Source organism: Mesorhizobium sp. M1E.F.Ca.ET.063.01.1.1 (assembly GCF_003998155.1).
GTDB lineage: Bacteria > Pseudomonadota > Alphaproteobacteria > Rhizobiales > Rhizobiaceae > Mesorhizobium.
Map to the genome: position 1 here is coordinate 1 of NZ_RZSC01000115.1, position 11829 is coordinate 11829.

At 62.5% G+C, this 11829-nt stretch carries 10 protein-coding genes and 1 pseudogene; 6 read left to right on the forward strand and 5 right to left on the reverse strand.

The features are described from left to right. Both EOA29_RS11600 and EOA29_RS11605 read left to right on the forward strand, forming a co-directional pair. Positions 1-351 (forward strand): annotated as a pseudogene (locus EOA29_RS11600) (3-dehydroquinate synthase); the annotation flags it as partial. Beyond that, positions 348-1238, forward strand: a complete 891-nt coding sequence (locus EOA29_RS11605) for a transporter associated domain-containing protein (protein ID WP_126095727.1) — start codon at positions 348-350, stop codon at positions 1236-1238. The pseudogene EOA29_RS11600 and the gene EOA29_RS11605, both read left to right, overlap by 4 nt. A gap of 51 nt (positions 1239-1289) precedes the next feature. Here the strand turns inward: EOA29_RS11605 and EOA29_RS11610 are convergent, their stop codons facing one another. The 4 genes from EOA29_RS11610 to EOA29_RS11625 form a co-directional block, all read right to left on the reverse strand. Next, complete coding sequence (locus EOA29_RS11610) at positions 1290-2834, reverse strand: SpoVR family protein (protein WP_126091657.1); 1545 nt, start codon at positions 2832-2834, stop codon at positions 1290-1292. Positions 2835-2861: 27 nt separating this feature from the next. After that, positions 2862-4172: a YeaH/YhbH family protein gene (locus tag EOA29_RS11615; RefSeq protein ID WP_126091658.1), complete on the reverse strand. Its 1311-nt coding sequence runs from the start codon at positions 4170-4172 to the stop codon at positions 2862-2864. Positions 4173-4191: 19 nt separating this feature from the next. After that, a complete protein-coding gene (locus EOA29_RS11620) occupies positions 4192-6141 on the reverse strand; it encodes a PrkA family serine protein kinase (RefSeq protein WP_126091659.1) in 1950 nt (649 codons plus the stop codon). Between the two features lie 440 nt (positions 6142-6581). Further along, entirely contained in the window at positions 6582-6947 is a 366-nt protein-coding gene (locus tag EOA29_RS11625) for a hypothetical protein (RefSeq protein ID WP_126091660.1), read from the reverse strand. Between the two features lie 314 nt (positions 6948-7261). Here EOA29_RS11625 and EOA29_RS11630 point away from each other — a divergent pair, with 314 nt between their 5' ends. Beyond that, a complete protein-coding gene (locus tag EOA29_RS11630) occupies positions 7262-8074 on the forward strand; it encodes an alpha/beta hydrolase (RefSeq protein ID WP_126091661.1) in 813 nt (270 codons plus the stop codon). Between the two features lie 3 nt (positions 8075-8077). Here the strand turns inward: EOA29_RS11630 and EOA29_RS11635 are convergent, their stop codons facing one another. After that, complete coding sequence (locus EOA29_RS11635; RefSeq protein ID WP_126091662.1) at positions 8078-8380, reverse strand: BolA family protein; 303 nt, start codon at positions 8378-8380, stop codon at positions 8078-8080. A gap of 135 nt (positions 8381-8515) precedes the next feature. Between EOA29_RS11635 and EOA29_RS11640 the strand changes: the two genes are divergently transcribed. The 3 genes from EOA29_RS11640 to cobT form a co-directional block, all read left to right on the forward strand. Continuing rightward, the gene (locus EOA29_RS11640; RefSeq protein WP_127220922.1) at positions 8516-9139 is read left to right on the forward strand and encodes a J domain-containing protein; all 624 of its coding nucleotides are present in this window, start codon (positions 8516-8518) and stop codon (positions 9137-9139) included. Between the two features lie 124 nt (positions 9140-9263). Next, positions 9264-10250 carry a cobaltochelatase subunit CobS gene (cobS, locus tag EOA29_RS11645; protein ID WP_126091664.1) on the forward strand — a complete coding sequence of 329 codons (987 nt, stop codon included), beginning with the start codon at positions 9264-9266 and terminating at the stop codon, positions 10248-10250. Between the two features lie 35 nt (positions 10251-10285). Further along, a partial coding sequence (cobT, locus tag EOA29_RS11650; RefSeq protein ID WP_127220923.1) for a cobaltochelatase subunit CobT occupies positions 10286-11829 on the forward strand: 1544 nt, incomplete at its 3' end.

Sequence of the window (11829 nt, forward strand, 5' to 3'; positions counted from 1 at the left end):
GGCCCCCGCCTCGTCCACGGCGAGGGCGTCGCCATCGGCATGGCCCTGGCGCACCGTTTTTCCGCGCGCCTCAATCTGGCGAGCCCGGACGACGCAAGCCGTGTCGAAGCGCATCTTCGCGCCGTCGGCCTGCCCTGGCGGATGGCCGACATATCAGGCGATCTGCCGGACGCCGAGGCGCTGCTTGGCTTCATCACCCAGGACAAGAAGGTTTCGCGCGGCGCGCTCACCTTCATCCTGACGCGTGGTATCGGTCAGGCCTTCATCGCCAAGGACGTGCCGCCCTCGGAAGTGCTGTCCTTCCTCAAGGCGAGCCATCCCGAATGGCCCAAGATGAGCCATTCCAGATGATCGACGCCGGCTGGATTGCCGCAGCCGTCCTTGCCGCCATCGTCGTGCTGGCGCTTTTGTTCCGCACACGACTGCTTGCCGCGTTCGGCTACACGCTGCGGCCGGTCGAGCCGATGGCGCCCGAGGACGATGAATCGGACGAGGCCGGCGACGATACCCGCCGCAACGGGCAGGCGCGCGAGGACCGCGACCGGCTGGGCGCACTGTTCGATCTCGAGGAACTCGAAGTGTCGGATGTGATGGTCCACCGCACCAACATGCGCTCGGTCAATGCCGACGATCCGCCGGAAATGGTGGTGCGCGAGATCCTGCAGAGCCCGCATACGCGCATGCCGCTGTGGAAAGGCTCGCTCGACAACATCGTCGGCGTGCTGCACGCCAAGGATCTGCTGAGGGCGCTCAACGAGGTCGGCAACGATTTTTCCAAGATCGACGTGATGAAGATCGCGTCGAAGCCATGGTTCGTGCCCGACACCACCACCTTGCAGGATCAGCTCAACGCCTTCCTGCGCCGCAAGGCGCATTTCGCCATCGTCGTGGACGAATATGGCGAGATGGAAGGGCTGGTGACGCTGGAAGACATCATCGAGGAGATCGTCGGCGAGATCGCCGACGAGCACGACGTCGACATGCAAGGTGTCAAGCAGGAGGCGGACGGTTCGGTGGTCGTCGACGGCATGGTGCCGATCCGCGATCTCAACCGGGCGCTCGACTGGGACCTGCCGGACGAGGAGGCCACGACGATCGCCGGCCTCGTCATCCACGAGACGCAGACGATCCCCGAGGAGAAGCAGGCCTTCACCTTCCACGGCAAGCGCTTCGTGGTGATGAAGCGCGACAAGAACCGCATCGCGAGGTTGAGGATCCGGCCTGCCGGCGAGGGCTAAAGCGCGTCGCCTGAATTCGTTTCAGCGCGACGCGCTTTAAGTTGTCTTGACTCAAATTTCCTTCGTCGAGCGCTCGCTGAGCACCGCACCCGTTTCAGCATCGACAGCCGCCAGGCTGACGTCGTAGCCCCACAGGCTTCGGATATGGCGCAGGGTCGCGTCGCGACTTTCCTCCTCGAGCAGGATGCCGTCCTTGACGTTGTGCTGCAGCCGCAGATGCCGGTTTCCCAGGAGATCCACATCAACCACCTGGATGTCGGGTCGTCTCGCCCCCACGTCGTAGCTTTGGGCCAGCGCGGACCGTATCTTGCTATAGCCGCGCTCATTGTGGATCGACGCGACTTCGAAATGCGGCTCGTCGGCGCCGTCGGCCAGCACGAAGAGCCGCCATTTCCGGATCAGGGCCGGGCTCAGATACTGGCGAATGAAGGATTCGTCGCGGTGGTTGGCCCAGGCATCGAGCAAGGTCTCGCGCCAGTCGCCGCGGCCGGCGATGTCCGGGAACCAGTCGCGGTCCTCCGCGGTCGGCTCGGTCGAGATGCGCTGGATATCCTGCATCATGTCGAGACCCAGCGCGTAGGGATTGATGCCGGAAAAACGCGGGTCGTCGAAGGCCGGCTGGAAGACCACGTTCGAATGGTTGCGCAATATCTCGAGCATGGCGCCTTCACTGATGCGGCCGCGATCGAAAAGCATGTTCATGAGCGTGTAATGCACGAAGGTGGCGCAGCCCTCGTTCATCACCTGGGTTTGCCGCTGCGGGTAAAAATACTGCGCAATGACACGCACGATCCTGACAATCTCGCGCTGCCAGGGCTGAAGGACGAGGCTGTTCTTCTCGAGAAAGTACAGCAGGTTCTCCTCGGGCAGATTGAGCGATTTCTTCCGCTCCGCGAGGCTCTCGTCCTCTGCCTCCGGCTTGTTCTTTCCCTGGGAGGGCGGCAACGTCCGCCAGAGATCGTTGAAGGAACGCTCCTCGTATTCAAGGCGCTCGCGCAGCCCTTCGCGCTGCTGCTCCGATGACAGCTTCGGCGGCCGGTGGTAGCGGAAGACGCCTTGCTCCATCAGCGCGTGGGCGGAATCGAGCATGGCCTCCACGGGGGCCAGGCCATGCCGTTCCTCGCACCGGGCGATGTAGCTCTTGGCAAAATCCAGGTAGCTCAGGATGCCCCCGGCGTCGGTCCATTGCCGGAAGAGATGATTGTTCTTGAAGAAATGGTTGTGGCCCAGTGCCGCATGGGCGGTCACCAGGGCCTGCAAGGCCATGGTGTTCTCTTCCATGAGGTAGACGATGCAGGGATTGGAGTTGATGACCAATTCGTAGGCCAAACCGCGCGCGCCCTTGCGGTAGAGAAGCTCGTCATAGAGGAAACGCTTGCCGAACGACCAATGGCGATACATCAGCGGCATGCCGACCGATGAATAGGCGTCGAGCATCTGTTCGGAGGAAATGACCTCCATCTGCACCGGATAGATGTCGAGGCGAAGCTCTTCCTTGCCGATCGCCTCGATCTCGTCGTAGACCCGCGACAGTTTCGCGAAATCCCAGTCAGACCCGGAAAACAAAAGTTCGGATTTGCGCGCCTGACTGACCATCGGCCCCCGTCCTATCGACCCACAACCTCACGCGCTCTTGCGCAGCGCCGGCTGCCTGGCGAAGAGCTCGCGAAAGACCGGGTAGATGTCCGCCGGAGCGGCTATGCGCCTCATCTGGAAATTCGGCCATTTCCCGTCCACGGCGCTGTAAGCGCGCCAGAGCGACGTCCCGTTCTCGGTCGAGCCGAAAATGTGGCTTTCCCGCTCGTCGATGATCTCGACATAGGCGAAATACTGGCAAAGGCGCATGAGCCTGCGGTCGAGCAGTTCGATGCAGCGCTCGGAGTCGGTGGCGAAGTTGTCGCCGTCGGAAGCCTGCGCGGCGTAGATGTTCCATTCGGCGGCCGGATAGCGCTGCTCGATGATGCGCTGCATTTCCTCGAGCGCCGTGGAAACCACGGTGCCGCCGCTTTGGGTGTGGTAGAAGAAAGTGTGCTCGTCAACCTCCTTGGCCTCGTGGGTGTGGCGAATAAAGACGATCTCGGTCCGTTCGTAGCGCCGTGTCAGGAACAGGTGCAGCAGCACGAAAAAGCGTTTGGCCAGATCCTTCTCGCGCTCGCCCATCGATCCCGAGACATCCATCAGACAGAACATCACGGCATTTGCATTCGGCAGGGGCTGGGGGTCGAAGCGACTGAACCGAATGTCGACCGGATCGACATAGGCGATCCGCTTTCGCCGGCGCTCGAGCCGTTCGAGCTCCTCGCGCAGAACGGCGATGCGCTCGCGCGTTGCCGCGTTTGACGGCTTCGATTCCAGCTCGGAGAGCTGCCGGGCGATCGCATCCAATTCCTCTTGCTTGGGCCGCTTCAGCGCGATGCGGCGTCCGTGGCTGTTTCGCATGGTGCGCCCGACATTGATGTTGGTCGGCGACCCGGTTGCCGCGAAGCCTGCCCGCCTCGGCTTGAAGCTCAATATCTGCTTGAGATTGAGCTTGACCAGATCGGGCAGTTCGAGGTCCTCGAAGAAGAGGTCGAGCACCTCCTCGCGCGACAGCACAAAGCGGAAGTCGTCTTCGGATTCCGTGTTTCCCGGAGCCGAAGAGCCCGCGCCCCCGCCACCAGGCTTGGGGATCAGGTCGCCGGGGCTGAACGTCCGGTTTCCGGGCAGGATGTGCTGGCGATGGCCGCTGTCCTTGGCGTCGCTGAACGTCGGCTCGCTGGTGCCTTTCCGAGGCATCGGCACGGCGTGCTCCCGGTCTATCTCGGCAATGCCGCTTGTCCGGATCTTGTCGCGGATGGTGCGCTTGAGCTCTTCATGCGCGCGCTTGAGGAAGCGCTGGCGATTGCCCAGGCTTTTGTCCTTCGGGTTCAGGCGGCGGTCGATGAAGATCGGCATGGAACCGCTCCAGCTTTGCTCAGCCTGCCTTGTTCACGCGCATGTACCAGTCGACCAGCCGGCGCACCTGCCGCTGAGTATAGCCGCGTTCCACCATCCGCTCCACGAATTCGTTGTGCCGCTTCTCCGTGACGCTGTCCTGCTTGGAGCCGAAGCTGATCACCGGCAGCAGGTCCTCGACCTGACCGAACATGCGCTTCTCGATGACCTCGCGAAGCTTTTCGTAGCTCGTCCAGGATGGATTGCGGCCATGGTTGCGCGCCCGGGCGCGCAAGGTGAATTTGACCACTTCGTTGCGGAAGTCCTTGGGATTGGCGATGCCGGCCGGCTTTTCGACCTGCGACAGTTCCTTATCCAGGACCTCGCGGTTGAGGATCTGGCCGGTATCGGGGTCCTTGTAGTCCTGGTCCTCGATCCAGGCATCGGCGTAGGCGATATAGCGGTCGAAAAGGTTCTGGCCGTACTCACTGTACGATTCCAGATAGGCCTTCTGGATCTCGTGACCGATGAACTCGGCATAGCGCGTCGCGAGCTCCGATTTGATGAACTCGAGGTAGGCAGCTTCCGTCTCCTTCGGGAATTGCTCGCGCTTGATCGCCTCCTCCAGGATATAGATCAGATGCACGGGATCGGCGGCCACCTCCTTGGTGTCGTAGTTGAAGGTCTGCGACAGGATCTTGAAGGCGAAGCGCGTGCTGACCCCGGTCATGCCTTCGTCGACGCCGGCGGCATCGCGATATTCCTGGACCGACTTCGCCTTCGGGTCGATCTCCTTGAGATTCTCGCCGTCATAGGCGCGCATCTTGGTGTAGAGCGGCGAGTTCTCGTGCTCCGCAAGCCGCGTCGAGACGGTGAAGCGGCTGAGGATGTCCAGCACTTCAGGCGCGCAGGGGCTGTTCGCCAGATCGCTCTCGCGCAGAAGTTTTTCGTAAATCTGCCTTTCTTCGGTGATGCGAAGGCAATAGGGAACCTTGACCACGAGAATGCGGTCGAGGAAGGCCTCATTGTTCTTGTTGTTCTTGAACTGCTGCCATTCCGATTCGTTGGAGTGGGCGACGACGATGCCCTGATAGGGAAAGGCGCCGAAATTCTCGGTGCCGTTATAGCTTCCTTCCTGGGTCGCCGTCAGCAACGGGTGCAGGACCTTGATCGGCGCCTTGAACATCTCGACGAATTCGAGCAGCCCTTGCGTGGTCCGGTTCAAGCCGCCGCTGTAGGAGTAGGCATCCGGGTCGGACTGGCTGAAGTGTTCCAATTGCCTGATGTCGACCTTGCCGACCAGGGCCGAGACGTCCTGATTGTTCTCGTCGCCGGGCTCGGTCTTGGTGATGGCGATCTGGCGCAGACGCGACGGCGACAGCTTGACGACGCTGAATTTGGAAATGTCGCCGGACAGTTCGTCGAGGCGCTTGGCCGCCCAGGGCGAAATCAGCCCATTCAGCCGGCGACGCGCTATCCCGTATTTGTCCTCGAGCAGATCGCCCATGCGATCGGGATTGAAAAGGCCGAGTGGCGATTCAAAGACCGGACTGATCTGGTTGCCGACTTTCAGCGTATAGATCGGGCGCTGTTCCATCAGTTTCTTCAGCCGTTCGGCAAGCGAGGATTTGCCGCCGCCGACCGGGCCGAGCAGATAGAGGATCTGCTTGCGCTCTTCGAGCCCCTGCGAGGCATAGCGGAAATATCCCGCAATGCGCTCGATCGTATCCTCCATTCCGTAGAAGTCCGAGAAGGAGGGATAGATCTTGATCGTACGGTTCGAAAAAATACGCCCGAGCCGCTCGTCCTTGCTGGTGTCGACAAGGTTCGGCTCGCCTATTGCCTCGACCATGCGTTCGGGCGCTGAGGCGTACATGGATTTGTCTTCACGGCAGGCAAGCAGATACTGCTGAAGGCTGATCTCTTCCTGGGCCGCGTTCGAGTAAATCTCCGAAAACAGGTCGAAGACGTCTGATTGATTCTCGCGCATGATGCTTTGCCTCGGAGCCGATAGGCTGCCAATCGGCTCATCGTCTCTTCAACTGCCGGAAAGCGCTCTTTGTTCCCGACAAACGCTAATCGTCAGCTTCGATCACCGAGGTGTGAGGGAACCACTCCGCGTGGCCGAAACAAGCGCCGCGTCGCGCATCCCGATGTGAACTCTAGTCGCCCACCCCGAATCGACAGCCAAGATCAGTGTGCGCTCGGTCGACCCATTTGCCAACACAAAACAGAAGTGCCGACGCTGCGGTGTGATGTCGCCGCAAGGTAACCGGCAGTGGTACCGACTGCCGCTGCATCGACCGCCTTGCGGCGGCGCGAGCCAGCGCAGCGGACGCTCGATCGGGCATCGAGGCGGCAAAGCGCCCTATGCGGACAGAATGCTTGCCTGAGAGCTTCAAGGAAGGATCTCGTATTGGTTTTTCGCACCTACATGTCGTGGTCGGGAACGTAGAGACAGAACGAATGCTGAGAGTTTACGTCGCCGCCGGGCTTGCACTCGTGAAAGAACTCGTCGCGCGAGCGCTTGATCCGCCTGTCGGTGTAGGGAATGAGCTCCCCGGTGGAGAGCTGGTATCCATACTGCGTTTCCTTCACGTCGGCCGCGGGTGCCTGATAGCAGTCCAACCCCGCGCAGCATGAGCTGTCGTACTGCCAGCCCTTGGGCGCCTGATGCGCGGCGGCCGGAGCCGAGAGGAAGGCCGCCAAGGCAATCGCCGGAAACAGCCGCAAAGGCTGCAAACTGCCTGAGCACCCATTACCATGCCCGGCTGGAGCTCGATACGTCGTCTTCATGGGTGGTCACCCCTCGGAGGCGCCAGTCGCATCGGCTCTCCGGTCTGGCTAACAATCCGCCCGGCATGGATGAGCGCTTCCTCCAGAACCGGGCCGTCAAGCAAACTGCCAGACCAGGGAAAATGTTCCATGATCTTGTTCACGCGGCCCAGTCGAGCGCCCGCGCATTTTTCGATGGCGCAAGAGGGGTGCGGGTCCACTGTTGGCGAGCCAACCCCTTGCAGCCCCTGAACAATCCTTAACTGGACGCCTGCCGCGCTCGCGTGCACTCTTTGCCGAGGGCGATCAGAGCTGGGGGTGGTCAGGAGATGACGATGATCGATCGGCGGTGTTTTGTCCTTGCGTCCGTTGCCGCGCTGCTGCCGGCAGGGGCGTCGGCAGCCTGGCGGCTGCGCCAGCCGGCGCCGCAAACCGTCGACTACGGGCCAGCCAAGCTCGATATCTACGCCCGAGAAGGCGCCAAGGGTGATCCGGTCGTCTTCTTCATCCATGGCGGCGCCTGGCGGATCGGCAACCGCAACAACGTCAACGCCAAGCCGGGCTTCCTGCTCGCCAACGGCTTCCTGTTCGTCTCGATCGATTACCGCATGCTGCCCAAGGCCGACGTCGCCGCCCAGGCGGGCGACGTGGAAGAGGCCTATGCCTATGTGCGCGCCAATATCGCCAGCTATGGCGGCGATCCGGACCGCATCGTGGTGATGGGTCACTCGGCCGGCTGCCATCTGGCGGCACTGACAGGACTTCGCGGCGGCTTGCCCGGCGTCGCCGCGCTGGTGCTCGACGATACCGAAGCCTATGACATCGAGGCTCTGGCCAGGGCGCAGGGCGGCAGGCTGCGGCCGATCTACGCGCAGGCGTTTTCGGATCCAGGCCAGTGGCGCGCGCTGTCACCCGCGACCTATATCGGGACGGCCAAGCACCCGCCCGTGTTCGTCGCCTATTCGAACGCGCCGATCCGCGCGACCGCTGCGCATGACTTCGCGGATCGGCTGCGGACGGCCGGCAACAAGGTCACACTGTTCGACGGCAGCGCCTATTCGCACATGGCGATCAACCGGCGCTTCGGCGAGGACGGCGATGCGCTGACCGCCGCGGTCATGGCTTTCCTGAAGGCGACGGTCGCCTGAACCCTACCAGAGGGTCTTCTCGCCGGGCGCGGCCGGCTCGATCGCGAGCGCGTGCACGCCGGCCTTCAACTCGTCGGCAAGCAGCTCGTTGACGGCGCGGTGGCGGTCGACGCGGCTCATGCCGGAAAAATTCGGCGAGACGATGCGGACGCGGAAATGCGTCTCGCCGGTGCCGTCGAAGGTGGCGTGGTGACCGGACTCGACATGATGATGGCCGGCATGAAGGTGGCTTTCGTTGATGACGATGAGCCTTTCGGGCGAAAACGCCGCCTTCAGCTTGCTTTCCATCGTCGACTGTATGGACATCGGGGCTTCCCTTCACCACATCTACGGCATCGCCGTAAAATCTGCATTTTCGACCGCTTTAAGCCGCGATTCAGCGGTTAGGGCGATCATCTGCCAAATGTCAATTCTTGTTTCGCACTAGCGAACAGCCCATAAATGGGTGAGATGAAACCGTATCCCAAATATTTCGAGAAAATCCGCATCCGGCCGGAAAAGGACGCGGAGCTGAAGTCGCGCGCGCCGGTCTGCCAGTGGGATGGCTGCAAGGAGGCCGGCACGCATCGGGCGCCGGTCGGACGGCTGAAGGAGGGTGAGTATTTCCGCTTCTGCTTCGAGCATGTGCGCGAATACAACAAGAGCTTCAATTACTTCTCGGGTGTGTCGGACACCGAGATCGCCCGCTTCCAAAAGGAGGCGCTGACCGGCCACCGGCCGACATGGAAGATGGGCATCAATGGCGGTTCGACGCGTTCGGCGCCGGACTTCGCCCAGCAGCGCTCCGGCCGCGCCGGCTACTACAACCGCATGCGCGACCCCTTCAACCTGTTCGGCGGCGGGCCGCGCGAGGCACGCGAGCGCAAGGCGAAGCCGCTTGAGGCCAAGGCGCTGGAAACGCTTGGCCTTGATACAAAGGCGACTGGCAAGGATATCAAGGCGCGCTATAAGGAACTCGTGAAGCGCCACCATCCTGATGCGAATGGTGGCGACAGGGGTTCGGAAGACCGGTTCCGCGATGTGCTGCAGGCCTATCGCGTGCTCAAGCAAGCAGGATTGTGCTGAGCGGCCCTACGGTCCGTGTCGTTTTCCAACTTTCATAAGGTTGGAAAAGGCTCTAAGACCGCCCCCGAACAAAATCGATTGCCGGCGAAACGCCGTCGTTTCGCACGTGGAGACGTTGATAGTGATGAACAAGGTCGATCGCGACATCGCCAACTTGCCGGACACGACGGTGTCGGTGAGGGAGAAATTCGGCTTCGACTCCAAGATGGTGGTGCCCGCCTATTCGGTGTCGTCCGAGCATGTGCCGGACATCGACCCGGACTATCTGTTCGACAGGGCGACGACATTGGCGATCCTCGCCGGCTTTGCCTACAACCGCCGGGTCATGGTGTCGGGCTATCACGGCACCGGCAAGTCGACGCATATCGAGCAGGTCGCCGCCCGCCTCAACTGGCCCTGCGTGCGCGTCAACCTCGACAGCCATGTCAGCCGCATCGATCTCGTCGGCAAGGACGCCATCGTCGTCAAGGAAGGCCTGCAGATCACCGAATTCCGCGACGGCATCCTGCCCTGGGCCTATCAACACAATGTGGCGCTCTGCTTCGACGAGTACGATGCCGGCCGCCCCGACGTGATGTTCGTCATCCAGCGCGTGCTGGAATCGTCCGGTCGTCTGACGCTGCTCGATCAGAGCCGCGTCATCCGCCCGCATCCGGCCTTCCGCCTGTTCGCCACCGCCAACACGGTCGGCCTCGGCGACACCACCGGCCTCTATCACGGCACGCAGCAGATCAACCAGGCGCAGATGGACCGCTGGTCGATCGTCACCACGCTCAACTACCTGCCGCACGACAACGAGGTGAACATCGTGCTGGCCAAGGCCAAGCACTACCGCGACAACAAGGGCAAGGAGATCGTCAACAAGATGGTGCGCGTCGCCGACATGACGCGCTCGGCCTTCATCAATGGCGACCTGTCGACGGTGATGAGCCCGCGCACGGTCATCACCTGGGCCGAGAATGCCGAGATCTTCGGCGATATCGGCATGGCGTTCCGGCTCACCTTCCTCAACAAATGCGACGAGCTGGAGCGTTCGGTGGTGGCCGAATTCTATCAGCGCGCCTTCGGCGAGGATCTGCCGGAGAGTGCCGCCAACGTGGTGCTGGGGTAAGCGCGTACCGGCAGGCTTCGCGCAGGGAATGATCGATGGCGGGTCCGGGCGACAACACGCGCAACAAGCCGAAGAACGGGTCTGAAGCCGACAGCTTCAAGCGCGCCGTCACGGTGTGCATGCGCGCCGTTGCCGGCGACAAGGACCTCGAGGTCGGCTTCGCCAAGGATCGGCCGGCGCTGGCCGGAAACCGCGCCCGTCTGCCCGAACTGCCGAAGAAGGCTTCCCGCAACGACATCGCCATCACCCGCGGCATCGGCGATTCCATGGCGCTGAAGCGCGCCTGCCACGATCAGCGTATCCACACTAAGCTGGCGCCGGAGGGCAAGCTCGCGCGGGCTATTTTCGATGCCGTTGAACAAGCGCGCGTCGAGGCGATCGGCAGCCGCGCCATGCAGGGCGTGGCCGACAACATCGGCTCGATGCTGGAAGACAAATACGCCAAGGCAAATCTCGTCGACGTCAAGGACAAGGCCGATGCGCCGCTCGAGGAGGCGGTGGCTCTGATGGTGCGCGAGAAGCTCACCGGCCGTCCCGTGCCGAAGAGCGCCGAGCGGCTTGTCGATCTGTGGCGCCCCTGGGTCGAGGAGAAGGCCAGCACCGATCTCGACGGCCTGTCGTCCAAGCTCGACGACCAGCAGGCTTTCGCGCGCATCGTGCGCGACATGCTCGTCTCCATGGAAATGGCCGAGGAACTCGGCGACGACCAGGAAACCGAGGACACGGAGGACAACGAGGAGAACGAGCAGCAGGGCGAGGAGCAGAGCGAGGAGGGCGGCGAGGACGATTCCGGCTCGGATCAGTCGCAGTCGGAAGATGCCGAGGCGTCCGCCGACGAGGAAGAGTCGGCCGAGACGGAAGCGACGGACGCCACATCGGACGATCTTTCCGACGAGGACGATTCCGATGCCGAGACGCCGGGCGAGGCGCGCCGCAACGACAATCCGTTCCTCAACCTGCCGAAGGAAATCGACTACAAGGTCTTCACCACGGCCTTCGACGAGACGGTCGGCGCCGAGGATCTTTGCGAGGAAGAGGAACTCGACCGGCTGCGCGCTTTCCTCGACAAGCAGCTCGCCAATCTCTCCGGCGTGGTCGGCCGGCTTGCCAACCGGCTGCAGCGCCGGCTGATGGCGCAGCAGAACCGCTCCTGGGATTTCGACCTGGAGGAAGGCTATCTCGATCCGGCGCGGCTGGTGCGCGTCGTCATCGATCCGATGCAGCCGCTGTCCTTCAAGCAGGAGCGCGACACCAAGTTCCGCGACACGGTGGTGTCGCTGGTGCTCGACAATTCGGGCTCGATGCGTGGCCGGCCGATCACGGTAGCCGCAACCTGCGCCGATATCCTGGCGCGCACGCTGGAGCGCTGCGGTGTCTCCGTGGAAATCCTCGGCTTCACCACCCGCGCCTGGAAAGGCGGGCAGGCGCGCGAGAAATGGCTGAAGGACGGCAAGCCGCCGAATCCGGGCCGGCTCAACGATCTGCGTCACATCATCTACAAGTCCGCCGACCATCCGTGGCGGCGCGCGCGGCGCAATCTCGGCCTGATGATGCGCGAGGGCCTGCTCAAGGAGAACAT

What these genes read in the sequence shown, in the direction of transcription:
- EOA29_RS11620 (WP_126091659.1), bottom strand. Translation starts at nt 6,141, where the DNA reads ATGCGCGAGAATCAATCAGACGTCTTCGACCTGTTTTCGGAGATTTAC.
- cobS (WP_126091664.1), top strand. Translation starts at nt 9,264, where the DNA reads ATGAACAAGGTCGATCGCGACATCGCCAACTTGCCGGACACGACGGTG.
- EOA29_RS11605 (WP_126095727.1), top strand. Translation starts at nt 348, where the DNA reads ATGATCGACGCCGGCTGGATTGCCGCAGCCGTCCTTGCCGCCATCGTC.
- EOA29_RS11635 (WP_126091662.1), bottom strand. Translation starts at nt 8,380, where the DNA reads ATGTCCATACAGTCGACGATGGAAAGCAAGCTGAAGGCGGCGTTTTCG.
- EOA29_RS11630 (WP_126091661.1), top strand. Translation starts at nt 7,262, where the DNA reads ATGATCGATCGGCGGTGTTTTGTCCTTGCGTCCGTTGCCGCGCTGCTG.
- EOA29_RS11615 (WP_126091658.1), bottom strand. Translation starts at nt 4,172, where the DNA reads ATGCCGATCTTCATCGACCGCCGCCTGAACCCGAAGGACAAAAGCCTG.
- EOA29_RS11625 (WP_126091660.1), bottom strand. Translation starts at nt 6,947, where the DNA reads ATGAAGACGACGTATCGAGCTCCAGCCGGGCATGGTAATGGGTGCTCA.
- EOA29_RS11610 (WP_126091657.1), bottom strand. Translation starts at nt 2,834, where the DNA reads ATGGTCAGTCAGGCGCGCAAATCCGAACTTTTGTTTTCCGGGTCTGAC.
- EOA29_RS11640 (WP_127220922.1), top strand. Translation starts at nt 8,516, where the DNA reads ATGGGTGAGATGAAACCGTATCCCAAATATTTCGAGAAAATCCGCATC.